Here is a 24,558-nt window from a genome sequence, read left to right on the forward strand (position 1 = left end):
GTGCCTGACAGGATAGGCGAGGCCGCATGCTGATCCAGCTTTCGATCCGCGACATCGTTCTGATCGAGAAGCTGGACCTTGCCTTCGAAGCGGGCCTATCCGTGCTGACCGGCGAGACCGGTGCAGGCAAATCTATCCTTCTCGACAGTCTTTCTCTGGCGCTGGGCGGCCGCGGCGACGGCGGTCTTGTGCGCCATGGCGAGGATAAGGGGCAGGTGACGGCGGTCTTCGACGTGCCGATGAACCATTCCGCCCGCAAGCTTCTGCGCGACAACGGCATAGACGACGAAGGCGATCTGATCTTCCGGCGTATCCAGTCGGCCGACGGCCGCACCCGCGCTTCGATCAACGACCAGCCGGTCAGCGTGCAGATGATGCGCCAGGCGGGGCAGGTTCTGGTCGAGATCCACGGCCAGCACGACGATCGCGCGCTGATCGATACCGGCGCCCACCGCACTCTTGTCGATGCGTTTGCAGGCCTCAACGATGAGGTTCTCGCGGTTTCCCACCTCTACAAATCCTGGCGGGATGCCGACCGGAGCTTGAAGACGCATCGCGCCAAGGTGGAGGCCGCTGCGCGCGAAGCCGATTACATCAGAGCCTCGGTCGAGGAACTGGAAGCCCTCTCTCCCCGCGACGGCGAGGAGGAGGAGCTGGCCGAGCAGCGCTCGAAGATGCAGAAGTCCGAGCGCATTGCCGGTGATATTTCGGAAGCGTCGGAATTTCTCAATGGCAACGGTTCGCCCGTGCCGCTGATCGCCTCCATGGTGCGCCGCCTCGAGCGCAAGAGCCACGAGGCGCCTGGGCTGCTGGAAGAGACCGTCGAGCTGCTGGATCAGGCGCTCAACCATCTGTCGAACGCACAGATGGAAGTCGAAACGGCGCTTCGCCGGACCGAGTTCGATCCGCGTGAACTGGAGCGAGTCGAGGAACGGCTGTTCGCCCTGCGTGCCGCCGGCCGCAAATATTCGGTCGCCGTCGTCGATCTTCCGGCGCTTGCCGAGAAGATGGTGGCTGACCTTGCCGATCTCGATGCCGGCGAGGAACGGCTGGGTGAGCTGGAAAAAATCGCGGCCGCTGCGAAAGAGGAATTCGATCGGGCGGCACTCGTTCTCTCTGACAAACGTAAAGCGGGCGCGGAGACGTTGGCCGAAGCGGTGATGCAGGAATTGCCGGCGCTGAAGCTGGAGCGGGCCCGCTTCATGGTCGAGGTGACCGCCAATCCGGAGGCTGCGGCGGCCGAGGGTATCGATACGGTCGAATTCCATGTCCAGACCAATCCGGGCACACGCCCCGGGCCGATCATGAAGGTTGCCTCCGGTGGCGAGCTGTCGCGCTTCCTTTTGGCGCTCAAGGTGGCGCTTGCCGATCGCGGCTCGGCACCGACGCTCGTCTTCGACGAAATCGACACTGGTGTCGGTGGTGCGGTGGCGGATGCGATCGGCCAGCGGCTGAAGCGTCTGTCGGGCACCGTGCAGGTGCTTTCGGTCACCCACGCGCCGCAGGTGGCGGCCCGTGCTGCGACTCATCTTCTGATCTCGAAGGGTCCGGCCGGCGACGGTTCCGACAAGATTGCCACGCGGGTGGCCACCATGGCGCCTGAAAACCGCACCGAGGAAATTGCCCGCATGCTGGCCGGCGCTTCGGTAACGGACGAGGCGAGGGCGGCCGCCAGAAGCCTGCTTGCGGGCAAGAGCTAAACGGTTATCCGGCAGTCGCGGGAGCGTGCGGTCAGGCTCACCCGGACAGGGCGTAACGCAATCCGGTATCCCGAAACGATGCTGTATTTCGTGGCGTTCAGTCACAGGCGAGATGGGCGCTGCTTCTTCCAATCTTCTCAAATTGCACTAGAAATGCCGTTGAAGATGGAGATTCCCGCATGGCCGCCGACCAGACCCCGACCGAGACCCCTGTTGATGACTTGACGGAACAGGCAGCGGCTGATGAGCTGGAGCGACTGGCGCGTGAACTTTCCCATCACGACGAGCTCTACCATGCCAAGGACGCGCCTGACATTTCCGACGCCGCCTACGACGCGCTGAAGAAGCGTAATGCGGCGATCGAAGACCGTTTCCCGCAGTTGATCCGGGCCGATTCGCCGTCCATCAAGGTCGGTGCGGCACCTCTGCCGACCTTTGCGCAGATCACCCATTCGCGACCCATGCTCTCGCTCGACAACGCCTTTGCCGATGACGACGTGCGCGACTTCGTGAACTCCGTCTACCGCTTCCTCGGTCAGTTGCCGGACGGCTCGATCGCCTTTACGGCTGAACCGAAGATCGACGGGTTGTCGATGTCGATCCGCTACGAGAACGGGATCCTCGTCAATGCCGCGACCCGCGGCGATGGCACGACGGGCGAAAACGTCACCGCCAATATCAAGACGATCAAGGAAATCCCGAACCGGCTGCCCAAGGGCGTTCCTGCGATCGTCGAGGTGCGCGGCGAAGTCTATATGGGCAAGAGCGATTTTCTGGCGCTCAATGCGGAGATGGAGGCGAAGGGCAAGCAGCTCTACGTCAACCCGCGCAACACGGCGGCAGGATCTCTGCGGCAGCTCGATGCCAAGGTGACCGCAAGCCGAAAGCTGAAATTCTTTGCCTATGCCTGGGGCGAGATTTCCGAGCCGAACGAGTTGCCGAGCAACCAATATGAGATGGTGCAGACCTTCAAGGACTGGGGTTTCCCCGTCAATCCGCTGATGAAGCGGCTGAATTCCCTCGACGAGATCCTCGGTCATTACCGCGAGATCGGCCTCGAGCGTCCGGAACTCGACTATGATATCGACGGTGTCGTCTACAAGGTCGATCGGCTCGATCTGCAGGCGCGCCTTGGTTTTCGCTCGCGCTCGCCGCGCTGGGCGACGGCGCACAAATTCCCGGCCGAGCAGGCGTTCACGACGGTCGAGAATATCGATATCCAGGTGGGCCGTACCGGTGCGTTGACACCGGTCGCGCGACTGACCCCGATCACCGTCGGCGGTGTCGTCGTCACCAATGCGACGCTGCATAACGAGGACTATATCAAGGGCATCGGCAATTCCGGCGAGCGGATCCGCGAGGACGATCACGACATCCGCATCGGCGACACCGTCATCGTGCAGCGGGCCGGCGACGTCATCCCGCAGGTGCTCGACGTCGTCATGGAAAAGCGGCCGGCGGATGCCAAGGCCTATGAGTTCCCGAAGAAATGCCCGGTCTGCGGCAGTCATGCGGTGCGCGAGAAGAACGAGAAGACCGGCAAGCTCGATTCGGTCACCCGCTGCACCGGCGGCTTCGTCTGCCGTGCGCAGGCAACCGAACACCTGAAGCATTTCGTCTCGCGCAGTGCCTATGACATCGAAGGGCTGGGCGCAAAGCAGGTCGACTTGTTCTTCGAAGCGGAAGATCCGGCTTTGCAGATCCGCACAGCGCCCGACATTTTCACGCTGAAAAAGCGTCAGGAAACATCGAAACTGCTGAAGCTCGAAAACATCGACGGGTTCGGGAGAATCAGCGTCAGGAAGCTGTTCGACGCGATTGACGAGCGGCGCTCGATCGCGCTCAACCGCTTCATCTACGCGCTCGGCATCCGCCATGTGGGCGAGACGACGGCAAAGCTTCTGGCGCGTCACTACGGCACCTACGAGGCCTTTGCCGAGGCCATGAAGGAAGCGGCCAGTCTCTCCGGGGATGCCTGGGCTGACCTCAACAATATCGAAGGCATCGGCGAGATCGTCGCCCGCGCCATCGTCGAGTTCTTCAAGGAGCCCCGCAATCTCGATGTCGTGACGCGCCTCCTCACCGAAGTGACGCCGCAGGCGGCAGAACAGATCGCTGCGTCGAACAGCCCGGTTGCCGGCAAGACGGTCGTCTTCACCGGCTCGCTGGAGCGCTTTACCCGCGACGAGGCCAAGGCGCGTGCGGAAGGGCTCGGCGCCAAGGTGGCCGGTTCCGTTTCCAAGAAGACCGACTATGTCGTTGCCGGCCCCGGCGCCGGTTCCAAGCTCGACAAGGCAAGGGAACTCGGCGTCGAGGTGATGACGGAAGACGAGTGGCTGACGTTTATCGGTGGCTGATCATCAAGTCCTCAGCCGCGCCATCGCGTAGGCGTCGACATAGTGCCCGTCGCGAAAGGCGTCGTCCCTGAGATGCCCTTCGATAACAAAGCCGTTGCGCTCGTAGAGCCTGATGGCGTCGTGGTTGTCGGTAAAGACGTCGAGTTCCAGGCGGTGCAGGTTCAGCCAGTTGTCGGCAAGGTCGATCGCGGCCTTCATCAAGGCCGAGCCGACGCCGCGGCCGACGAAATCGTCGTGCACGCCCATGCCGATCGTCCCGACATGGCGGCGGCGGCCCTGTAGCGGACCGAGGGAGATGCCGCCGATGATGACGCCGTCCATGTCCGCCACGAGATTCTTTGCGCCGGGCGTCGGGTTTTCCAGATATTGGCGTGTCTCAGCCACGGTCTGATATGGCAGCCTCAGCGTGCCGTAGCGATATCCGGGAAGATTGGCGAGGGCCGTGATGGCCGCCGCATCGTCGGGTGTCGACGACCTGATCACGTAACCGTCCAGCCGTTCGGCTCGCGGTGGCTTTTCCTTGATCTCTTCGCTTGAAGTCACTCTTGCTCTCCTTGGGGATCACCGAGGCAGAGCAGACCAGCCGATCCCTGCCAGTTTCGGCAGGGTGGTGGACGGATGATCGACTAACGCGCCAAACCCGCCACACGCCCTGCAAGGCGGATGGTCATGGTAAGACGGGTAAGGGCGATAGCGTTCATCATGGTCACATTGGGCCTGACAATCATGTGGAGGTCAAGATGCAGGCGGGGATCCGCTTTGCCGAATCGTTCCATCCGGAATAAAAGTCCGATGACCGAAGATTAGGGTATGACCTTGAAGACCATTGCGATCGATTTCGAAACCGCCAACGAACAGCGCGGCAGCGCCTGCTCGGTGGGTCTTGCGTGGATCGAGGATGGTCGCGTGGTGCGGGTCGAGGAACGGCTGATCCGGCCGCGGGACATGCGGTTTTCGTCCTTCAACATCGCCATCCATGGGATCCGGCCCGACCATGTCGAGGATGCCGGCGAGTTTCCCGAAGTGATGGACGAGTTCATCGACGATTTTCGCGGCGCGACGATGATCGCCCATAATGCCGCCTTCGATTTCAGCGTCTGGCGCGCCTGTCTCGACCAGTACCGGCAGTCCTATCCGGAACTGTCCTATCTCTGCAGCGTCAAGATGGCCCAGAAAGTCTGGCCGCATCTGATCTCGCACAAGCTCAATATCCTCGCGCAGCACCTGGGGCTGAGCTTCCTGCATCACAACGCAGCGGAAGATGCGGCGGTCTGTGCCGAAGCCTCGATCGCGATTGCACGGTCGCTTGAGGTCATGCATATCCACGATATTCCGACCGCGATCGGCATGCGGGCAGGGCGGTTGTTTTCCGGTGGCTATGATGCCTGCACATTGCGCAAGCAGTGATCACTTGTAACCCCGCTGCCGAAGCTTATCTCTGATCACGTATCGTTGACTGGAGATTTTGCCACTATGACTCGTTCGAGCCGCCGCCTTGCCGTTCTCGCGACCGCCGCTATCCTCGGCGGTCTTGCCGTTCCCGCTCTTGCCCAGGTGGTCGGCAAGGTCGGCGTCGACTGGATCGGCAACGACATCATCGTCGAGGCGGTGCAGGACCCGAAGGTGAAGGTTGTCACCTGCCACGTCACGTATTTCGACCGCAGCGTCATCGACAGGCTGAAGAACGGCAAGTGGTTCGAGGACCCGTCCAACAATTCCATCTCCTGCCGCCAGACCGGGCCGATCGAGATCGGTGATATCGAGCTGGACGACGGTGGCGAGGAAGTGTTTCGCCAGGGTCGGTCGCTGATCTGGAAAGACCTTCTGGTCAAGCGGATCTACGACAAGCCGAACGATACGCTGATCTACCTTGCCCATTCGCGACAGGTTGTCGAAGGATCGGCGAAGATGGCGATCTCCAGCGTGCCGCTGTTCAACCAGCCGGTGACCTGGGAAAAGGGCAAACCCTGATCCGCTTTACGTCCTGACGTAAGAAAACCGGGCTCCTTTCGGAACCCGGTTTTAACTAGGACAGCTCTAAGGCTTACGATCAGGCGGCTTCCCGCGACAGTTCGTCTGCAATGACGGTGTCGAGGTTCAGGAAGCAGACCATGGTCTTTTCGAGAGCAACGATGCCGCGGCAGAAATCGCGCTGGGCTTCCGGAATGATTTCCGGTGCCGGCTGCAGATCTTCGCTTCTGATCGTCATCATGTCGGAGACCTGTTCGACCAGAAGGCCGACCAGCTTGCCCGCGATGTCGGTGACGATGATCGCCGAACGCTCTGATGGTTCGGTCATCTTCATGCCGAGGCGGCACGCCATGTCGATGACCGGGATCACCGCGCCGCGCAGGTTGATGAGGCCAAGCACGTAAGGCGGAGTATGCGGCATCGGAGTGACCGGCGCCCAACCGCGAATTTCGCGGATCGCCATGATGTCGATGCAGAATTCCTGGTCTCCCAGGTGGAAGGAGACGATTTCGAGATAGGCTCCCGACTGCTTGATGGCGTTACTCATGTCGATCATCCTGATGTCGTTTTTTTGAAGGTCTCACGTCCCCGTTAAACTTCCCCTAATCTTTGCCGCCTCAACGCGCTTTTTGTTCTATTTCCCAGCCGGTCGACGATGCTATAGTGGGTCATGCAACCGACCGCCCCATCGCTCCGACTTCCGGTTTTTCTGATCGCCGCGCTTGCCGCGATGCTGATCGGCGTCCTGGCTTTTGTTGGTTGGGCGCAGCACGGTTCTTCCATCTTCCTCGCGATGGCCGAGGGGACGCTCTCCTGGTGCATGTGACGGCCACGTCTGTGAAAACGCGGTGGTGATTTGCAACAATCGTCGTCTGCGGCTATCAGCGGTCACGATCGCAACTGATGATGCAGCAGGCAAACTACGATGAAGACTTTCCGAATTGTACTTTGGCTCGCCGTCGTCATTCTGGCCGGTGTTCTGGCCTGGCTGACCCTGGAGGTCACGCGTTCGAAGCAGCAGGTGGCCGAAGGGCCGTTCGGTGTCCCGTTTGAACTTGTGGCGCAGGACGGCAGCCCGATTACCGAAGCAGCGTTCCGCGACAAACCGACGGCCGTGTTCTTCGGCTTTACCCATTGCCCGGAAGTCTGCCCGACAACTCTGTTCGAGCTGAACACCTGGCTGCATCAGGTCGATCCCGATGGCACAAAGCTCAACGCTTACTTTGTGAGCGTCGACCCGGAGCGCGATACGCCGGAGCTGATGGGACAGTATGTCTCGAATGTCTCCGACCGTATTCGCGGTATTTCAGGCCCGCCTGCCAAGGTGATGGAGATGGTCAAAGGGTTTCGCGTGCTCGCCCGCAAGGTGCCGGTGGATGAGAAGAACCCTGGCGGCGATTACACGATGGACCATACGGCATCGATTTTCCTCCTGAAGGACGGCGGCCGTTTTGCCGGAACGATCGCTTACGGCGAGGATCCTGCTGCTGCTGCAAAGAAGCTCGAGAACCTGACCAAGGGATAAGTCGCTTGAGGCGGATGCCTTATCTGTGGCAAAGCTTGCCGCGAAGATTATGAAAGGCGACTTCCTTTGAGTGAAATCCGGCTTTACGTGACATCCACCGAAATCGGTTCGGCCGAGATCCTCGACCTCCTGTCGCTGGAGTTCGGCGAAGAGGACGTGGCGATTGCCACGACCGAGGTGGACGAGAAGAAGGATATCTGGGAAGCCTCCGTCTACATGATGGCGGACGACGAAGAGGTCTTCAGAGAACGCATCGCAAAGGCGATCAGCGAGGATTTTCCCGATCTTTCGATTGCGATGGAGGTTATCCCGGATGTCGACTGGATTGCCAAATCGCTCGAAGGGCTCAAGCCTGTCAGGGCAGGGCGGTTTCTGGTTCATGGCTCGCATGACCGCGACAAGGTCAAGATCAACGACATTGCCATCGAGATCGATGCTGGACAGGCATTCGGGACCGGCCATCATGGCACAACGGCGGGGTGCCTCGAGGTGATCGACACGGTCGTTCGAGCAACCGAGCCGAGAAATGCGCTCGATCTGGGAACGGGCAGCGGCGTTCTGGCGATTGCGGTGCGCAAGTTGCGCAACATCCCGGTTCTTGCAACGGACATCGATCCGGTCGCCGTTCGGGTTGCCAAGGAGAATGTTCGCCGCAACGGCATTGCCAGCGGACTGCGGCTGGAGACGGCACCGGGTTTCCACTCCTCGGCCTTTCGCCAGGACGGTCCGTTCGACCTCATCATCGCCAATATTCTGGCGCGGCCGTTGATCAAGATGGCGCCGCAGCTGGTGACGCATCTGACACCGGGCGGATCGGTGATCCTGTCCGGTATTCTAGCCGAGCAGCGCTGGAAGGTGATTTCCGCTTATGCAGGCGCCCGCTGCCGGCATGTGCGCACGATCTGGCGCAACGGCTGGGTGACCATGCACTTCGTGCGAGGCATGTGACGGGCCATGGGCTGGCCTGTCAGGTTCTGTAGGCTTGCCGGCACACCGAGTTGCGTGCCGGGTATCGCGTCGTCTTCAAATCAGAAGATGTAACGGGTCGCACCCTGGCGCTGAAGTTCTTCGCGCGTCGTGCCGAGGCTCTTCAGCGTCGCATCATCAAGGCCAAGCATTGCGCCGTTGACGTAACGGGAGACCTGACGCTGACGGGCTTCGACCACGCGGTTCATTGCATTGCGGAGAAATGAGTTGGCCATCGTGTTCGTCCTTTTCAAAGTGATGACCCCAGAGGTCATCGAACATTGACGACACCTTAGATGATAAAAAATGAGGCAGGCAGTGGGTCTGCATCATGTGTGGCATGCGTCGGCTGCATGGATGGGTTCCTGACCCTGACTGCCCTGTCACGTATCTGCATAGTATACTGGCGGCGGCGCGGGGAAATGTTCTAACATGGCGGCCATCAGTCGGAATCAAACCAGCCGGAATTCACTCATGTTTCAATCGTTCGAGACCAAGTCCGCCCCGCAGTTCGGCCGCGAAAGGGTGACTGCCCTGCGCGACGGCTTTGCCGAACTCGGCATCGACGGGTTTCTCGTGCCCCGCGCCGACGAGTATCAGGGCGAGTATGTGCCTGAGTCGGCCGAGCGCCTGTCGTGGTTGACCGGCTTTACCGGATCTGCCGGCATGGCGCTCATCACGCAGCGTGAGGCGATCGTGTTCGTCGATGGACGTTACGTGACGCAACTGGCCGAACAGGTTGACGGAACTGTGTTTTCCGGCGGCGATCTGGTCGGCGAGCCGCCGCATGCCTGGATTGCGAAACATGCGCCGAAAGGGTTCCGCCTCGGCATCGACCCTTGGCTGCATGCCGGTGCGGAAGTGCGCAAGCTGGAAAAGGCGCTTGCGGAGATCGGCGGCACGCTGGTTTCGCTGGCCCACAATCCGCTCGATGCGATCTGGAGCGATCGCCCTGCGGAACCGGTTGGCGCGTTGACCATCCAGAGAGAAGAGTTTGCCGGAAAGCCGGCCGGCGACAAGCTGAGCGAGATCGCGCGGCAGACCGAAGCGAAGGGACTGTCTGCGGTACTGATCACGGATCCGTCCTCCGTCGCCTGGATCTTCAATGTTCGCGGGGCTGACGTGCCGCACACGCCACACCCGCTGGCGCGCGCGATCGTCTTTGCAAACGGCAAGGCAGAACTCTTCATCGATGCGGCAAAGCTCGGGAGCGAAGAGGCGGTTTACCTGGACGCTCTCGCCCTCCGGCGGGATCCCTCCGAGTTCCTCGGGCGTCTTGCTGAGGTTTCAAAAGACGGCGCCTGCATCCTGATCGATCCGGATCTGACACCGCTCGCGCTGACGGCTGCAATCTTCGCAGCTGGCGGCGAGGTGATCGAGGGGATCGATCCGGCAAAGCTGCCGCGCGCCTGCAAGAATTCGGCGGAACTCGATGGATCGGCGAAGGCGCATCTGCAGGATGGCGCGGCTGTCGTCGAGTTTCTGTGCTGGTTGGATGGCCAGACGCCGGGCTCAATCACTGAGATCGAAGCGGTAAAGACGCTGGAAGCGACCCGGGCCCGCGTCGGCCAGAGTATGCAGAACCCGCTGAAGGACGTTTCCTTCGATACGATTTCCGGTGCCGGAGAGCATGCTGCGATCATGCATTACCGGGTGACGTCCGAAAGCAACCGGCAGATCCTGCCCGGCGAACTGTTCCTGATCGATTCGGGCGCGCAGTATGTCAACGGAACGACGGATATCACCCGCACGGTTGCGGTCGGCTCGGTTTCCGAGGATCGCAAGCGCTTCTTCACGCTGGTTCTGAAGGGCATGATCGCCATCAGCATGGCGAAGTTTCCGAAGGGAACGCGCGGCTGCGATCTCGATCCGCTCGCTCGGATCGCGCTGTGGAAGGCGGGGGCTGATTTCGCGCATGGCACGGGACACGGCGTCGGGTCCTATCTCTCCGTGCATGAGGGACCGCAGCGCATTTCGCGGATGTCGACGCAGGAGCTTCTGCCCGGCATGATCCTGTCGAACGAGCCCGGCTATTATCGCCCCGGCGCCTTCGGGATCCGCATCGAAAACTTGATCTTCGTGAAGGATGCGCAGCCCATCGAGGGTGGCGACATGCCGGTTCTGTCGTTCGAGACGCTGACCTGGTGCCCGATCGATCGCCGCCTCGTCGTCGCCTCGCTGATGACCTCGGAAGAACTGCAGTGGCTGAACGACTATCACGCAGAGGTGCGCGAAAAACTGATGCCGCTGATCGACAAGGATTCGGTCAAGACCTGGCTCACTGCTGCGACGGCGCCGATCTCCGGCTGAACCGGATTACATGCCGAAACCGTGCCGGGCGGCCATGACTGCCGCCCAGCCGACGACGAGGACCATGAGGCCCGGAAAACGCAAGCCGAACACCAGCGCCGCGATCATCGCAATGCGCACGTCCCAGCCGCTGTTGACGAAGGGTGGAGCGACGAGTGTCACCAGAACGGCGGCCGGCACGGCGTTGAGGGCCGATTCCACCCGTGGCGGTATGCGTTTCAGGCTGTTGACAAGGATGTAGCCGCCGAGCCGCGTGGCGTATGTCGCAATTGCGGCCATCAGGATCAGGGTGACGGTCTGGCTATCGACGGAGAAGGCGCTCATGCCGGTTTCCATTACGCAGCCTCCGTTTCAAGGGCCGGGTCTTTCACGTCGTGATCCGAGGCTCCGGGAGGAGGCAGGATGGCCGCGACGACGATCCCGAGCGCTGCCCCCACACTGATATGCCAGGGTGACCCGACGACCCAGTAGGCGACAACCGATCCGACTGCTCCGGCGACGAGGACGGGTAGAAAATTGTGCCGCTTGCGAAAGCCCATCACCAGACCGAGAAAGTAGACGGGCAGGAGGACATCGATGCCGATCGCCTTCGGGTCGCCGATCAGGCTGCCGAACAGCGCGCCGACAATGGTATTGCCGACCCATCCAATCCAGACCACGCCGCCCATGGCGATGTACCAGGCGAAGGTTACGGGGGTCTGTTCTTCACGTTTCTCCGTCTCGGCAAATTGCGGATCGGTCAGCAGGAAAAACGAAAGACAGCGCTTGAGGAGCGGGAAGCGCCCGAGGATCGGTGATACTGCCGCGGAATAGAGAACGTGGCGGAAATTGACGGCGAGCACCGAGAGCACGATCATCCAGGCCGCGACATGATGGCCGAACAATTCGATCCCGACCAACTGGCTCGCACCGCCGAAGACAAACGCGCTCATCAGCGCCGCTTCCGCCATGCTGAAACCGTTGTCGATGGCGATCGCTCCGAACAGGATGCCGAACGGGGCTGAGGAGAGGACGATGACGAAGCCCTTCTTCAATCCGTTCCTGATCTGGCCGCTTGTGGTGATCGGTTCGCTGAAACTCATGAGTCTTCCGATGCGTGCGCGTGCAATGCTTCGTTTATGCACGTGAGCGCCCGGTGACAATCGAATTGCGTTGATGCGTGTATCGATTTTGCTGAACGATCGGCGGCGCGGAGTGCGTCAGTCCGCGAGAATCTCGCTGCTCTTGATAATGCCGACACCGTTGGCACGCATCTCCTCGATGGCAGCCCTGACACCCTCGGGTGTTATGCCGCGGCTCGCATCCTCGATGAAGCGCACTTTGACGTCCGGCAGCATTTCGACAGCGTCCAAGGCTGAAAACTTCACGCAGTAGTCCGTGGCGAGACCGCAAACGTCAAGCTCCGTAATCTGCTGCGCCCGGAGGTAACCGGCAAGGCCGGTAAGGGCGGCCTGGTCGTTGTCGCGAAAGGCGGAATAGCTGTCGACCGCAGGGTTTTCGCCCTTCTGCTGGATATAATCGACTGCGCCGATATCGAGATCCGGGTGGAATTCCGCATCCGGTGTTTCCTGCACGCAGTGATCCGGCCACATGACCTGCGGCTGGCCCGAGAGCTCGCCCATGTCGAATGGTTTCTTGCCCGGTTGCTGGGAGGCGAAGCTGCCGTGATTGGCGGGATGCCAGTCCTGCGAGGCGACGATCACATCGTAACCGCCGTCGGAAATGAGGCTGTTTGCGATCGGCACGATGTCGTCACCGTGGGCAACAGCGAGGTTGCCGCCAGGGCAGAAGCCATTCTGGATGTCGATCAGGAGCAGCGCTTTCATAGATCGTCCTCACGAGTGGTTCTTCCTTGTCACACGAAGATGCCAAGCATGGCGGCATCGATCAAGCCTCTTCTGCCCAACACGATCGTCGCTCCAAATCATTTGTGACGAAACGGTCGGCCTTGGTGGCAGGTTCTGCGGTCATCTGATCTCCGCGGTTTCTAGGATGTCTGAAGATGACTCGATCGCTTTTGCTGACGGATCTGAAATCTCAATCCGGTTTCGAGCCGAATGTTGAAACGTGATTCCTCGTCGGATGCGGACCACAACCCTATCTAGAGGTCATCTTCACGGAGTTTCTCCCATGTCACTGTCGTCTTCGCTAGAAACGCGGGCTGAAGGCCTGCCGCCGATCGGTTTTCCCGGTCTCGGCGCTCTCATCGTGCTTGTTGTCGGCACCGTTGCGCTCGGCCTCGCTTATGGTCCAGCCCAAGGTGCGCTCTTCCTCATCGGAGGCGGGCTTGGCATCGCGCTCTATCACGCGGCCTTCGGGTTCACGTCTGCCTGGCGTGTCTTCATTGCGGAGGGCCGGGGCCGGGGTCTTCGCGTTCAGATGATTCTTCTGGCGCTTGCCGTCATCCTGTTTTTCCCGGCTCTATCCAACGGCGTGCTGTTCGGCACCGAGGTGCGTGGCAATATTTCGCCGGCCGGTATCGGCGTGATCGTCGGCGCCTTCATGTTCGGCATCGGGATGCAGCTTGGCGGCGGTTGTGCATCCGGCACGCTGTTTACCGCCGGTGGCGGCAATGCGCGCATGCTGGTGACCCTGTTCTTCTTCATCGTCGGTTCGGTTCTCGCCACCATTCACTTCGACTGGTGGGTCAGTCTTCCTTCGCTGCCGCCGACGTCTCTGTTTCAGACGTTCGGCGCATTTGGCGGCATTGCGGTATCGCTTGCCATATTCGCGGCGATCGCAGCGATCACTGTGGTCGTCGAGAAGCGGCGCAACGGCGCGCTTGAACAGGCACCACCGTCGCCACGGCATGGTCTTGCCCGCTATCTGCGTGGTCCGTGGCCGCTGGTGGCTGGCGCGATTGCACTCGTCATCCTCAATTTCGCGACGCTCGCAATCGCCGGCCGTCCCTGGGGGATCACGTCCGCCTTCGCGCTCTGGGGTGCGAAGGGCGCGCAGGCGATCGGCTTTGATCCGACAGCCTGGGCCTACTGGCAGCAGCCGGGGAATGCCAAGGCTCTGGCCGGAAGCGTGTTTGCCGATGTCACATCCGTCATGGATTTCGGCCTCATCGCGGGCGCCATGCTGGCCGCCGCGCTTGCTGGAAAGTTCGCACCCAGCCTCGACATTCCGCTCCGCTCGATCCTTGCGGCCGTCGTCGGCGGTCTGCTGCTCGGCTACGGTGCGCGAATCGCCTATGGCTGCAATATCGGAGCCTATTTCTCCGGCATCGCTTCCGGCAGCCTGCATGGCTATCTCTGGGCAGTCGCGGCGTTTGCCGGAAATGTGCTGGGTGTGAAATTGCGGCCCTTCTTCTTCATGGAAGGTCGGTCCATTCGCCGGGCCGACGGTTGAGCCGTTCACCGGATCCCTTCAAAACTCCACGATCCATGGGCGCCTCCACAGAGGCGCCCATTTTCGCATGTGGGTTCAGACAGAGTGTCGCCACACTTTGGCTCTGGCTTGCCGCATCTTACCCCCTCAAAATTGCGGGTGCGATTTCGTACCTCAAATGTCGCAACAGTTAAAAACCGGTGTAAGCCTTGAGTTTGTTAACTTTTGTCGCTAAACAGCAACAGTCGACGAGCTAGACACCGGACTTGCGGGCAGGGTCGAACACCCCTTTGCCGCATTTCTGCTTAACTTCCGGCGGTATGCGCTTTTAAGTGCACCACCGAAACCAAATCGGGGCGGCGTAAAGACATTGGTTACCATAATCGTTCATTCTCATATGCAGTCGATTGGCGGCGATGAGCAGATCCTGTCTGCTTTCTCAGTCCGCTTTGATCTTGCGGGCAAGACTGCGAAAGCAGGCCTTGCCGGTGTGAGTAACGGTTCGGGTAACGAGTAATGGCGCGTCAGTTGGAATCCAAAGCTTCGAAGCAGAACGGTCGCAAAGCGGCATCGAAAGCATCCTCGGCGCAGGCGCGCCGCAAGAAGTCCCGCTCACTCATGACGAATATGGCGCTTGGCGTCGGCTTTACCGTGGCGGCGCTGGTTGGTGCCTCGATGGTCACGGTCGCGACCTCGGTCAAGTCTGCCCCCAGCATCAGGTTCGAAACGGCCCTGCTTGCGCCACCAACGGCGCGCGAGCATCTCGTGGCTGCATCGGCGCGCACTGCGGACCGCAATCTCGATATTTCGAAATTCTCTCGCCTTCCAGGCAGCGCGCCGGCCGAGCCGAAGCGCGGTCGTCTGGAAGGAGCGCAGCTTGCTGCTCTCTCTTCCCAGCGTCCGGATGACGCAAGCGTTCGTCAGTCGATGCATCTCGCGATGGCAAAGGCTGCCCGTCACGCCGAAACCGAACAGCAGTTTGCGGCCCTTGGCAAGCTGCGGCCCGGCTCCGACCAGATCAAGTCCGCTCTCGGTTCTGCCATGGAAAGTCTTGTGGTCGTAGCGCCACGCGGTAGCGAAGCTCTGGGCGCAATGCCCGACATTCTCCAGGAAGTTCAGCCGGCGACAGAGGTGGCGGAACTCAACACGATGAAGCCGGTGGAACTGGCGTCGCTCGAAAGCGATCTGCCGGAAAGCATGTCGGAGGATACGGTGGCGATTGCCGAACAGGCGACGCCGCTACCTTCACCTGCGCCGACATCTCTCGCCCAGGCGCTGCCGAAAGCCGGACCACTGCCGGTCCTGCGTCCCGGTGCGGCCACCACCAGCGCTTCCATGGCCGTCGCTTCCGTCAAGCCTGAAAAGCCGAATGCACTTGCCGCAATCGCAGCCGTCGCACCGCAAAAGCCTGGCCGTGGCGACAACGATAACGACAAGCGAACCGTGCTTGCCTTTGCCAAGCCGAACAACCCGATGCGCGAAGAGCCTCTCGCTCCGTCGCAGGGTTCGCCGAAGTGGCCGGGCATTGGGACCAAGGTTGCGATCTACGACATCACCAACGGCGTGGTCATCATGCCGAACGGCAGCAAGCTCGAGGCCCATTCCGGCATCGGCAGCATGCGCGACAACCCGAACTTCACGCATGTGAAGATGCGCGGCCCGACACCTCCGGGCACCTACAAGCTCTCGATGCGCGAATCGCTGTTCCACGGTGTTGCGGCAATCCGCCTGACGCCGACCGACGGCAAGGCGCCGCAGGGCCGCACGGGTCTTCTCGCTCACAGCTTCCTGCTTCGCGTTCGCGGCGACAGCCACGGTTGCGTAGCGTTCGCCGACTACGACAAGTTCCTGAAGGCCTTCCAGCGCGGCGAAATCACCCACATGATCATCGTGCCGAAGTGGGATGGCAAGCGCCCCGGCGCCGGCCCAAGCGGCGGCGGCATCATGGCAAAGCTGTTCGGCAACAAGGACGCCTGATCAAACTCAAAACAAACGGAGCCTTTTAGGCTCCGTTTTTCGTTGTCAGCCCAGCGTCTGCCGCGTTGCGGCCAGGAAGATGCGCGCGCCGATCGCAATCAGATCGTCGGGATAATCATAAGTCGGGTTGTGCAGGGCAGGGTGGTTTTCGCCCGCGCCGAGAAACAGCATGGCCGATTTCGAGACCGTAGCGAAGCGGCCGAAATCTTCCGAAGCGCGATAGGCTTGTCCCGCGACATGCAAAACACCCTCGGCATCCATCGCAGCCCTCAGGATGTCGGCTGCAGCGGGATCGTTGATGCAGTGGCCGAACACATCCTGATAGGACACGGTCAACGCCAGCCCATCCGCCGCAGCCGTATCTCTCGCCATTGTCTCCGCCTGTTCGACAAGCGCCGACATCTGATCATCCGTCGACGTGCGCAGCGTCACCCAGATCTCCCCATGCGCCGGTGAAATGCCGGCGGCGGGTTCACCGATCGTCACGTGGGTCACGGTCGCACGCACGAGGTCGTCGTTTTCGACCGAACCATCTGAAATTCCGCTCAGGGCGGGCAACAACTTGGCCACCGCCGCCACAGGCGAAATCCCGGTCTCGGGCCATGCCGCGTGGGCAGTCTTGCCGGTCAGGATGATCTTCATGCCGCGCGATGCGCAATTGGTCGGCCCGTCCTTCAGATGGACGTGGCCGAGCGGGATGCCCGGCATATTGTGCAGCGACAGGCTGATATCGGGCGTGAGGGCCCGGAACGTCTCGTCGGCAAGGACCGCTGCCGCCCCGGCGCCGTTCTCCTCCGCCGGCTGGAACAGGAGAACGACACGACCCTTGGCGGGACGTCGACGTCCGAGCGCACGGCCGACCGCCGCAAGCGTTGCCATATGCCCGTCATGCCCGCACATATGGCTCTTTCCCGATACCTTCGACTTGTACTCGGGATCGCCCAACTCCTTGATCGGAAGAGCATCGAGCTCCGCCCGCAGCATCACCGTCATTCCGGGCACGCCACTGTCGTAGACGACCGCGACGCCGGTGCCGCCCAGACCTTCGACGATCTCGTCCGGACCGGTCTCCGACAGGAACCGCACCACCTCGCGCGCCGTCCCCGCTTCCTCACCGGAGACATCAGGCATGGTGTGAAGCCGGCGGCGCCATGCGGTGAGTTCGACGACGTCGCTGTTGGTGAGGGACATGTCATTCATCGAATTCTAAACCCCTCATCATGGTCACGACCCTCGTTTGCGAGTGGATAGACGTCCAGTCAGCCCGCCTTCTCCACGAACCCGTCCAGCACCCGCTTTTGCCCTGCCTTGTCGAACTCGATCGTCAGCTTGTTGCCTTCGATCGCGGTGACGTTGCCGTTGCCGAATTTGATGTGGAAGACGCGGTCGCCGACTGTGAATTTCGACGGCGTGTCGGTTGTCGACTTGGCGACCAGTTCGCCGTCGATCGTGCGGCCGCGGGGGCCGCTTTCGCCGTAGCCGATGCGTTCCACGGCGTGGCCGGAGCGGCTGCCCCAGTTGTCGCGGGTGGCGTCTGTCTTGTTGGCCTGGGCGCGTTTCCAGCCGGGCGTCGAATAGGAGTTGCCGGCGAAAGCATCCGCCTTGTCGAAGCGCGACTGGCCGTAGCCGCCGCGGCCGCCATAGCCGCCGAAGCTCGAGGACTCCGAGGACGCCACATCGACATGGCTCGGCGGCAGTTCATCGAGAAACCGCGAGGGCATGGTTGATTGCCACAGGCCGTGAATGCGTCGGTTCGAGACGAACCAGATGTGGCAGCGTCGCTTTGCGCGGGTGATGCCGACATAGGCGAGGCGGCGTTCCTCCTCCAGCCCCGAGCGGCCGCCTTCGTCCAGGGCGCGCTGGTGCGGGAAAAGGCCTTCTTCCCAGCCGGGCAGGAATACGGTCTCGAATTCCAGACCCTTGGCCGAGTGGAGCGTCATGATCGAGACGGCATCGAGGTTCTCGTTGGTCTCGGCATCCATGACGAGCGAGACGTGTTCGAGGAAGCCGCGCATGCTCTCGAACTGCTCCATCGAGCGGATCAGTTCCTTCAGGTTTTCCAGCCGCCCCGGCGCTTCGGCGGTCTTGTCGTTCTTCCACATGTCGGTATAGCCCGACTCTTCGAGGATCTGCTCGGCCAGTTCCGTATGCGGCACGGTTTCGAGACGTGCCTGCCAGTTGCGGAAATTCTGCACGACATCGAACAGGGCCTTGCGGGCCTTCGGCTTCAGCTCGTCGGTCTCGATCATTTCGCTTGCGGCCTGCAGCATGGGCACATCGCGGGCGCGGGCGCTGTCATGCAGGTAGCGTATGGTCGTGTCGCCGAGGCCGCGCTTCGGCGTGTTGACGATACGCTCGAAGGCAAGGTCGTCGGCCGGCTGGCAGACCATGCGGAAATAGGCCATCGCATCGCGGATCTCGAGGCGCTCGTAAAAGCGCGGGCCGCCGATGACCCGGTAGTTGAGCCCGAGCGTCACGAACCGGTCTTCGAACTCGCGCATCTGGAACGAGGCGCGCACCAGGATCGCCATGTCGTTCAGCGCGTGTTTCTTGGAATCGCTGCGACCATCACCGCGCTGCAGCCTCTCGATCTCCTCACCGACGGCACGGGCTTCCTCTTCGCTATCCCAGGCGGCGTGGACGATGACCTTTTCGTCTTCAGGGTCGACCCGGTCGGTGAACAGCGTCTTGCCGAGGCGTCCTTCGTTATGGGCGATCAGATGGCCGGCAGCGCCGAGGATATGTTCTGTCGAGCGGTAGTTGCGCTCGAGCTTGATGACCTTGGCGCCCGGAAAATCCTTTTCGAAGCGAAGGATGTTTTCCACTTCGGCGCCGCGCCAACCATAGATCGACTGGTCGTCGTCGCCGACGCAGCAGACGTTTTGCGGCACATCCTTCGGGCGCTGAGCGAGGAGACGCAGCCACATATACTGGGCCGTATTGGTGTCCTGATACTCGTCGACGAGGATATAGCGAAACCGCTGGTGATACTCCTTGAGCAGATCCGGTGCCTTGCGGAACAGGGCGATCGGGTGCAGCAGAAGGTCGCCGAAATCGCAGGCGTTGAGCGTGCGCAGGCGGGCCTGATAGGCGGCATAGAGTTCGCGGCCCTTGCCGTTGGCAAAGGCCCGGGCGTCGCCTTCCGGAATGTCGGGCGGCAACAGGCCCTTGTTCTTCCAGCCATCGATCATGCCGGCGAACTGCTTGGCCGGCCAGCGCTTGTCATCGAGACCTTCCGCCTGGATGAGCTGCTTGATCAGGCGCACGACGTCGTCGGTGTCTAAGATGGTGAAATCGGATCGCAGGCCGACCAGCTCCGAATGGCGCCGCAACAGCTTGACGCCGATCGAGTGAAACGTGCCGAGCCACGGCATGCCTTCGACGGCGCCGCCGACAAGAACGCCGATGCGCTCCTTCATCTCGCGCGCCGCCTTGTTGGTAAAGGTCACGGCGAGAATCTGGCTCGGATAGGCGCGACCGGTCTCCAGCAGGTGGGCGATACGGGTGGTCAGCACGCGGGTCTTACCGGTTCCGGCGCCAGCCAGAACCAGAACGGGACCATCCAAGGTCTCGACCGCTTCGCGCTGTTCCGGGTTGAGGCCGGTCATATAGTCGGGCGACGGCCGGTTGCCGCCGCGTGCCGCCATGGCCCGCGCCGCGATCCCCAGACCACCGGAGGCACCACCGGCACCACCAGCAGGAACAGGAGCCGAACCATGGTTGCCAGCCGATGCCGGCACCGGGCGCTGGTCCGATTGGTCTTCGCCTCGCGCCTTGCGGGGGGCGGGCTCCGGCTCCTCATCGAAGAAAGGGATGTCGTCGTAACTGTTACTCATCCGGCCAATGTAGTGATTCGGGCTCGAAAGACCAGCCGATGTTCTCTTTTCATTCCTATGTTTCCCCTAGGAATCGTCCGGATCCGTGTCGTTGAAGCTCTGACACATCCGTGAAATCGCGTGATGTTACAAAACAGTAAGGTAGGTTCCTCGACCTTGCCAGTTGGGCGCGAAACGGGGATACTTGCACCACTTATCGATAGACTTGCGAGGAATGAATGCGGATCTGGAACCAGCTTCTGATGTCGGTTGCGGTACTGCTCGGAGGGCTCTGTCTCTGGGTCTACCTGTCGGAAGATGCCGGGCGGTCACTGATTTCGATGGGCGTTCCCGCAGGCATGGTGACTTCCATCAATCCTGATGTCGCCGAGCCGGCGGCCGCAACGGTTGCGGGCGCACCGGCTTCGTCATCGCGCGGCGGGCAGCGGGGCGGCGGTGAGAGCCAGGTGGTGTTGGTTGCAACCAGACCCGTCGGAACCGGCGTGGTCAACGACAGACTGTCGGCGATCGGTGACGGCGAGGCGATCCAGTCGGTTATCGTGATGCCGCAGGCGACGGGCACCGTAAACGAGATCCTCGTCAAATCCGGCGACATGGTCAAAAAGGGCCAGATTCTTGCGCAGCTCGATGACGACGAGCAGATCATCCTGCGCGATCAGGCGCAGGTGGTGTTGCGCAGTGCGCGCGAGAAATCCGATACTTACCGGAACCTCAAGAGCTTTTCCCGTCTCGACGTGCTCGACGCGCAGATTGCGTCCGAAACGGCGCAGCTGACGGTCACCAACGCCGAATTGGCGCTGAAGCGTCGCTCGGTCGTTGCGCCAATCGATGGGATCGTCGGCATCGTCGCGGTCAATATCGGTGACAACGTCACGACCGCGAGCAATATCGTGACGATCGACAACCGTACCGAGCTGCTGGTGGATTTCTGGGCGCCGGAGCGTTTCGCGGTCCAGGTCAAGCCTGGCATGCCGGTCGAGGCCGCCTCCGTCTCGCGTCCAGGCCGCACCTTCGAGGGTTCGGTCGAGGCCGTCGACAACAGGGTCGATCCGGCAAGCCGTACGATCCGCATTCGTGCCAGAATTCCCAATGTTGATGACGAACTCCGCGCCGGCATGTCTTTCGGCGTGACGATGCGGTTTCCGGGCGAAACCTTTCCAAGCGTCGATCCGCTTGCAGTCCAGTGGGATGCGAAAGGCTCGTTCGTCTGGCATATCGTCGATCACAAATCGGTCAAGGAGCGGGTGAGGGTGATCCAGCGCAATCCCGATGCGATCCTCGTCTCGGCCAATCTGAAGGATGGCGATGTCGTGGCAACCGAAGGGTTGCAACGGGTCCGGGAAAATGGTGCCGTCCGCATTGCCGGTGAAAAGCCGCCGGAGGTCGCCAGCCGATGAGCAGCAGCCACAGCGGTAACGCCAATAACAACGGGTCGTCCGGCCAGTCTTCAGGAAAGCAGAACAGCTTTACCGCGCTCTTTGTGCGGCGGCCGGTCCTTGCCGCGGTTCTCAACACGCTTCTCGTCGTCGCAGGCCTTGCCGCTCTTGCCGGCGTCGAGGTGCGCGAGTTGCCGGATGTGGACCAGCCGGTCATCACCATCCGCACCACCTACGACGGCGCTTCCGCCCAGACGATGGACCAGGAGGTGACCGATATCATCGAGGGCGCGGTTGCCCGGGTCGCCGGCCTCAAGGCCGTTTCGTCGGAATCGCAGTTCGGCCAGAGCCGTGTCACGCTGGAATTCAACGACACCGCCGATCTTGCGGTGGCCGCCAACGACGTGCGCGATGCGCTTGGTCGTGTCACCGGCCAGTTGCCTGACGACGTGGACGAGCCGCGCATCATCAAGGCCGATTCCGACAGCCAGCCGATCATGCGGCTTGCCGTTACGTCCAACTCGTTGTCGATGGAAGACCTGACGCTTCTCGTCGATAACGAGGTCTCCGACCGGCTTGCGTCGGTTGACGGCGTCGCTGACGTGGAACTCTACGGCGACCAGGAAAAGGTCTTCCGCGTCGACGTGAACCAGACGGCGCTTGCCAGTCGTGGGCTGACGATTGCAGACCTCTCCGAGGCGCTATCGACGGCTGCGCTCGACGTGCCCGCTGGGTCGCTGGAATCCTCGACGCAGGACATTGTCGTGCGCGCGACGGCGAGCCTGACCAAGCCCGAAGACTTCGAAAACGTCATGCTGGGCAACAATGTTAGGCTGCGCGATGTGGCGACCGTGATGCTCGGGCCGGACGACGGCACGACGGCGTTGCGATCGAACGGCGTTCCGGGCGTCGGTCTTGGCGTGCTGCGCCAGGCGCAATCGAACACGCTCAGCATCTCGGAAGGTGTACGGGCCGCCGTCGCCGATCTCCAGAAGACGTTGCCCGAGGGCACGCGCATTGCCATCACCAGTGATGACGCGGTCTTCATCGAAGGCGCGCTGCATGAGGTGGAGATCGCGCTGGCGCTGTCTGGCACGATCGTCATTGCCGTCATCTATCTCTTCCTGCGCGACTGGAAGGCGACGCTCATCCCGGCGCTTACCATGCCGGTGGCGCTGATCGGTACGCTCGTCGCGATCTATGCCGTCGGGTTCTCGATCAACATTCTGACGCTGCTGGCGATCGTGCTTGCGACCGGCCTTGTGGTGGATGACGCGATCGTCGTTCTCGAAAATATCGTGCGACGACGATCCGAGGGGATGGGACCGCGCGCGGCCGCCGTGATCGGCACGCAGGAGGTTTTCTTCGCGGTGCTGGCGACGACCGCCACGCTTGCCGCCGTGTTTATTCCGCTGTCCTTCCTGCCCGGCCAGATGGGCGGCCTGTTCCGCGAGTTCGGTTTCGTTCTGGCATTTGCCGTCGCGCTGTCTTCGGTCACGGCGCTGACGCTTTGCCCGATGCTTGCCTCGCGCATGCTGACCAAGCCGATACAGGAAAAGAACGACGGCCTGCTCGGCCGGTTCGGAACGCTGTTTGCCAATTTCTACCGGGTGACACTGCATGCCTGCCTTGGCGCGCCGGCGATCGTCATCGTCTTTGCGCTGCTGTTCGGCGGTGCCGGCTATATGGCCTTCAAGACGGTCAAGAGCGAACTCACCCCACCGGAAGACCGGGCCATGGTCATGCTGCGGGCGACGGCGCCCGAAGGCATCAGCCTGCAATATATGCGCGACAAGCTGCAGCAGATCGAAGAGAAACTGCAGCCGCTCGTGGCGTCCGGCGAGATCCAGAACATCTATTCGATCTCGGGGCAGGGTGGCGCCACCAATAACGGCTTCATGGTTCTGACCCTCGCGCCTTGGTCCGAGCGGGAGCGTAGCCAGGCCGATATCGTCCGGGATATCAACGCGGCCACCGCGACCGTGCCCTCGCTTCGCGCCTTCGCGACGCAGCAGAACAGTCTGCGTATCCGCGGTGCCGGCAACGGGTTGCAGATGGCGATGGTCGGCACCAATCATGAAGAGCTGACGGCCGCCGCGCTGAAACTGGTCGACCAGCTTCGTGCGAGCGGATTGTTCGATACGCCGCGTCTCAACAACGAGCCGACACAGGCCCAGATCTTCGTGTCGGTGAACCGTGAGCGGGCATCGGATCTCGGAATCGACATCACCAATCTCGGCACGTCGCTGCAGTCTCTTCTCGAAGGCCGATCTGTGGTGGACGTGTTTGTCGACGGCGAGGCGACGCCGGTCAAGCTGACATCGACGACGCGTCCGATCGATGACCCGACGGATCTCGAGAACATTTTTCTGAAGGCCAAGGATGGCCGCATGGTGCCGCTCTCCACCGTCGCGACGCTCGAGGAACGGGCCGTGGCGCCGAGGCTCAACCGCGAACAGCGGCTTGCGGCAGTCTCCTTCTCGGCCAGCCTCAAGGACGGTGTCTCGCTCGGTCAAGCGGTCCAGGCGGCGACCGAGCTTGCGCAGCCGCTCCTGCCAGCTGGATCACGTCTGATACCGTTGGCAGAGGCTGCGACACTCAAGGAAAACTCGAGCGGCATGGCGCTGACATTCGGCTTTGCGATCGCCATCATCTTCCTGGTGCTTGCGGCGCAGTTCGAAAGTGTCCTGTCCTCGATCATCATCATGTCCACGGTGCCGCTGGGACTTGCCTGCGCTGCCTTCGCCTTGGTTCTGACCGGCTCCAGTCTCAACGTCTATAGCCAGATCGGGCTTGTGCTGCTTGTCGGGGTCATGGCGAAAAACGGCATTCTGATTGTCGAGTTCGCCAACCATCTGCGCAACGAGGGCGCGTCCTGCCGCGAGGCGATCGAACGGGCGTGCGCTATCCGTCTTCGACCGGTGATGATGACGATGATCGCGACCGTGATCGGCGGCGTGCCTCTGGTTCTTGCCAAGGGCGCCGGTGCCGAAGCCCGTATCGCGCTCGGCTGGGTGATCGTCGGTGGCCTCGGCATGGCAACCATGGTGACGCTCTACATCACCCCTGTCGCATACTTGTTGATCGCCCGCTTCTCCAAGCCACAGGTGCACGAGGAACAGCGGCTGCAGGACGAGCTGGAAAGCGCCCGCAAGGGACGTGCCAACGATACGAAAGAGCAGCAGCTGATGGCAGCCGAGTAAGGGC

The 24,558-nt window shown here is 61.7% G+C and carries 20 protein-coding genes; 12 read left to right on the top strand and 8 right to left on the bottom strand.

Annotated elements, in window-relative coordinates:
* The first annotated feature begins 26 nt into the window (after positions 1-26).
* Complete coding sequence (recN, locus tag ACQY1L_RS05390; protein ID WP_430243184.1) at positions 27-1,700, top strand: DNA repair protein RecN; 1,674 nt, start codon at positions 27-29, stop codon at positions 1,698-1,700.
* Positions 1,701-1,879: 179 nt separating this feature from the next.
* Positions 1,880-4,057, top strand: a complete 2,178-nt coding sequence (gene ligA / locus ACQY1L_RS05395; RefSeq protein WP_430243186.1) for an NAD-dependent DNA ligase LigA — start codon at positions 1,880-1,882, stop codon at positions 4,055-4,057.
* 3 nt (positions 4,058-4,060) lie between these two features.
* Here the strand turns inward: ligA and ACQY1L_RS05400 are convergent, their stop codons facing one another.
* Positions 4,061-4,600 carry a GNAT family N-acetyltransferase gene (locus tag ACQY1L_RS05400; protein ID WP_430243187.1) on the bottom strand — a complete coding sequence of 180 codons (540 nt, stop codon included), beginning with the start codon at positions 4,598-4,600 and terminating at the stop codon, positions 4,061-4,063.
* Positions 4,601-4,867: 267 nt separating this feature from the next.
* Between ACQY1L_RS05400 and ACQY1L_RS05405 the strand changes: the two genes are divergently transcribed.
* Both ACQY1L_RS05405 and ACQY1L_RS05410 read left to right on the top strand, forming a co-directional pair.
* Entirely contained in the window at positions 4,868-5,464 is a 597-nt protein-coding gene (locus ACQY1L_RS05405) for a 3'-5' exonuclease (RefSeq protein WP_162734954.1), read from the top strand.
* A gap of 66 nt (positions 5,465-5,530) precedes the next feature.
* Positions 5,531-6,028 (top strand): CreA family protein, encoded by a 498-nt coding sequence (locus ACQY1L_RS05410; protein WP_430243190.1) that lies wholly within the window; start codon positions 5,531-5,533, stop codon positions 6,026-6,028.
* Between the two features lie 79 nt (positions 6,029-6,107).
* Here the strand turns inward: ACQY1L_RS05410 and ACQY1L_RS05415 are convergent, their stop codons facing one another.
* Positions 6,108-6,575 carry a chemotaxis protein CheW gene (locus tag ACQY1L_RS05415; protein WP_062457968.1) on the bottom strand — a complete coding sequence of 156 codons (468 nt, stop codon included), beginning with the start codon at positions 6,573-6,575 and terminating at the stop codon, positions 6,108-6,110.
* A 123-nt stretch (positions 6,576-6,698) separates the two neighbouring features.
* Between ACQY1L_RS05415 and ACQY1L_RS05420 the strand changes: the two genes are divergently transcribed.
* The 3 genes from ACQY1L_RS05420 (at position 6,699) to ACQY1L_RS05430 (ending at position 8,501) form a co-directional block, all read left to right on the top strand.
* Complete coding sequence (locus tag ACQY1L_RS05420) at positions 6,699-6,854, top strand: hypothetical protein (protein WP_430243192.1); 156 nt, start codon at positions 6,699-6,701, stop codon at positions 6,852-6,854.
* Positions 6,855-6,953: 99 nt separating this feature from the next.
* The gene (locus ACQY1L_RS05425) at positions 6,954-7,553 is read left to right on the top strand and encodes an SCO family protein (RefSeq protein WP_062456221.1); all 600 of its coding nucleotides are present in this window, start codon (positions 6,954-6,956) and stop codon (positions 7,551-7,553) included.
* A gap of 66 nt (positions 7,554-7,619) precedes the next feature.
* Positions 7,620-8,501 carry a 50S ribosomal protein L11 methyltransferase gene (locus tag ACQY1L_RS05430; RefSeq protein WP_062456224.1) on the top strand — a complete coding sequence of 294 codons (882 nt, stop codon included), beginning with the start codon at positions 7,620-7,622 and terminating at the stop codon, positions 8,499-8,501.
* Positions 8,502-8,581: 80 nt separating this feature from the next.
* On the opposite strand, the gene ACQY1L_RS05435 is transcribed toward ACQY1L_RS05430, so the two are convergent.
* The gene (locus ACQY1L_RS05435) at positions 8,582-8,755 is read right to left on the bottom strand and encodes a hypothetical protein (protein WP_062456227.1); all 174 of its coding nucleotides are present in this window, start codon (positions 8,753-8,755) and stop codon (positions 8,582-8,584) included.
* 238 nt (positions 8,756-8,993) lie between these two features.
* Between ACQY1L_RS05435 and ACQY1L_RS05440 the strand changes: the two genes are divergently transcribed.
* On the top strand, positions 8,994-10,829 hold the full coding sequence (locus ACQY1L_RS05440; protein WP_430243195.1) for an aminopeptidase P family protein: 1,836 nt from the start codon (positions 8,994-8,996) through the stop codon (positions 10,827-10,829).
* Between the two features lie 6 nt (positions 10,830-10,835).
* Here ACQY1L_RS05440 and ACQY1L_RS05445 read toward each other — a convergent pair whose 3' ends face one another.
* The 3 genes from ACQY1L_RS05445 to pncA all read right to left on the bottom strand — a co-directional run bounded on the left by ACQY1L_RS05445 (position 10,836) and on the right by pncA (position 12,655).
* Positions 10,836-11,153, bottom strand: a complete 318-nt coding sequence (locus tag ACQY1L_RS05445; RefSeq protein ID WP_430243197.1) for an AzlD family protein — start codon at positions 11,151-11,153, stop codon at positions 10,836-10,838.
* A gap of 11 nt (positions 11,154-11,164) precedes the next feature.
* Positions 11,165-11,911 (bottom strand): AzlC family ABC transporter permease, encoded by a 747-nt coding sequence (locus ACQY1L_RS05450; RefSeq protein WP_174196527.1) that lies wholly within the window; start codon positions 11,909-11,911, stop codon positions 11,165-11,167.
* A gap of 117 nt (positions 11,912-12,028) precedes the next feature.
* A complete protein-coding gene (pncA, locus tag ACQY1L_RS05455) occupies positions 12,029-12,655 on the bottom strand; it encodes a bifunctional nicotinamidase/pyrazinamidase (RefSeq protein WP_430243199.1) in 627 nt (208 codons plus the stop codon).
* A 304-nt stretch (positions 12,656-12,959) separates the two neighbouring features.
* Here pncA and ACQY1L_RS05460 point away from each other — a divergent pair, with 304 nt between their 5' ends.
* Both ACQY1L_RS05460 and ACQY1L_RS05465 read left to right on the top strand, forming a co-directional pair.
* Positions 12,960-14,183: a YeeE/YedE family protein gene (locus ACQY1L_RS05460; RefSeq protein ID WP_062581070.1), complete on the top strand. Its 1,224-nt coding sequence runs from the start codon at positions 12,960-12,962 to the stop codon at positions 14,181-14,183.
* A 495-nt stretch (positions 14,184-14,678) separates the two neighbouring features.
* Complete coding sequence (locus ACQY1L_RS05465; protein WP_430261983.1) at positions 14,679-16,139, top strand: DUF2778 domain-containing protein; 1,461 nt, start codon at positions 14,679-14,681, stop codon at positions 16,137-16,139.
* A 45-nt stretch (positions 16,140-16,184) separates the two neighbouring features.
* Here ACQY1L_RS05465 and ACQY1L_RS05470 read toward each other — a convergent pair whose 3' ends face one another.
* Both ACQY1L_RS05470 and ACQY1L_RS05475 read right to left on the bottom strand, forming a co-directional pair.
* Positions 16,185-17,330, bottom strand: a complete 1,146-nt coding sequence (locus ACQY1L_RS05470; protein WP_430243835.1) for an amidohydrolase — start codon at positions 17,328-17,330, stop codon at positions 16,185-16,187.
* Positions 17,331-17,398: 68 nt separating this feature from the next.
* On the bottom strand, positions 17,399-19,975 hold the full coding sequence (locus tag ACQY1L_RS05475) for an ATP-dependent helicase (protein WP_430243202.1): 2,577 nt from the start codon (positions 19,973-19,975) through the stop codon (positions 17,399-17,401).
* A gap of 218 nt (positions 19,976-20,193) precedes the next feature.
* Here ACQY1L_RS05475 and ACQY1L_RS05480 point away from each other — a divergent pair, with 218 nt between their 5' ends.
* Both ACQY1L_RS05480 and ACQY1L_RS05485 read left to right on the top strand, forming a co-directional pair.
* On the top strand, positions 20,194-21,372 hold the full coding sequence (locus ACQY1L_RS05480) for an efflux RND transporter periplasmic adaptor subunit (RefSeq protein WP_430243204.1): 1,179 nt from the start codon (positions 20,194-20,196) through the stop codon (positions 21,370-21,372).
* Positions 21,369-24,554, top strand: coding sequence for an efflux RND transporter permease subunit (locus ACQY1L_RS05485; RefSeq protein ID WP_209901234.1), 3,186 nt, complete (start codon positions 21,369-21,371; stop codon positions 24,552-24,554). Before ACQY1L_RS05480 ends, ACQY1L_RS05485 begins: the two co-directional genes overlap by 4 nt.
* Positions 24,555-24,558 lie beyond the last annotated feature (4 nt).

The sequence above is a fragment of the Neorhizobium sp. DAR64862/K0K3 genome (assembly GCF_050500185.1).
Taxonomy (GTDB): Bacteria; Pseudomonadota; Alphaproteobacteria; order Rhizobiales; family Rhizobiaceae; genus Neorhizobium; species Neorhizobium soli.

What these genes read in the sequence shown, in the direction of transcription:
- recN (WP_430243184.1), top strand. Translation starts at nt 27, where the DNA reads ATGCTGATCCAGCTTTCGATCCGCGACATCGTTCTGATCGAGAAGCTG.
- ligA (WP_430243186.1), top strand. Translation starts at nt 1,880, where the DNA reads ATGGCCGCCGACCAGACCCCGACCGAGACCCCTGTTGATGACTTGACG.
- ACQY1L_RS05405 (WP_162734954.1), top strand. Translation starts at nt 4,868, where the DNA reads ATGACCTTGAAGACCATTGCGATCGATTTCGAAACCGCCAACGAACAG.
- ACQY1L_RS05410 (WP_430243190.1), top strand. Translation starts at nt 5,531, where the DNA reads ATGACTCGTTCGAGCCGCCGCCTTGCCGTTCTCGCGACCGCCGCTATC.
- ACQY1L_RS05415 (WP_062457968.1), bottom strand. Translation starts at nt 6,575, where the DNA reads ATGAGTAACGCCATCAAGCAGTCGGGAGCCTATCTCGAAATCGTCTCC.
- ACQY1L_RS05420 (WP_430243192.1), top strand. Translation starts at nt 6,699, where the DNA reads ATGCAACCGACCGCCCCATCGCTCCGACTTCCGGTTTTTCTGATCGCC.
- ACQY1L_RS05425 (WP_062456221.1), top strand. Translation starts at nt 6,954, where the DNA reads ATGAAGACTTTCCGAATTGTACTTTGGCTCGCCGTCGTCATTCTGGCC.
- ACQY1L_RS05435 (WP_062456227.1), bottom strand. Translation starts at nt 8,755, where the DNA reads ATGGCCAACTCATTTCTCCGCAATGCAATGAACCGCGTGGTCGAAGCC.
- ACQY1L_RS05440 (WP_430243195.1), top strand. Translation starts at nt 8,994, where the DNA reads ATGTTTCAATCGTTCGAGACCAAGTCCGCCCCGCAGTTCGGCCGCGAA.
- ACQY1L_RS05445 (WP_430243197.1), bottom strand. Translation starts at nt 11,153, where the DNA reads ATGAGCGCCTTCTCCGTCGATAGCCAGACCGTCACCCTGATCCTGATG.
- ACQY1L_RS05450 (WP_174196527.1), bottom strand. Translation starts at nt 11,911, where the DNA reads ATGAGTTTCAGCGAACCGATCACCACAAGCGGCCAGATCAGGAACGGA.
- pncA (WP_430243199.1), bottom strand. Translation starts at nt 12,655, where the DNA reads ATGAAAGCGCTGCTCCTGATCGACATCCAGAATGGCTTCTGCCCTGGC.
- ACQY1L_RS05460 (WP_062581070.1), top strand. Translation starts at nt 12,960, where the DNA reads ATGTCACTGTCGTCTTCGCTAGAAACGCGGGCTGAAGGCCTGCCGCCG.
- ACQY1L_RS05465 (WP_430261983.1), top strand. Translation starts at nt 14,679, where the DNA reads ATGGCGCGTCAGTTGGAATCCAAAGCTTCGAAGCAGAACGGTCGCAAA.
- ACQY1L_RS05470 (WP_430243835.1), bottom strand. Translation starts at nt 17,330, where the DNA reads ATGTCCCTCACCAACAGCGACGTCGTCGAACTCACCGCATGGCGCCGC.
- ACQY1L_RS05475 (WP_430243202.1), bottom strand. Translation starts at nt 19,975, where the DNA reads ATGAGTAACAGTTACGACGACATCCCTTTCTTCGATGAGGAGCCGGAG.
- ACQY1L_RS05480 (WP_430243204.1), top strand. Translation starts at nt 20,194, where the DNA reads ATGCGGATCTGGAACCAGCTTCTGATGTCGGTTGCGGTACTGCTCGGA.
- ACQY1L_RS05485 (WP_209901234.1), top strand. Translation starts at nt 21,369, where the DNA reads ATGAGCAGCAGCCACAGCGGTAACGCCAATAACAACGGGTCGTCCGGC.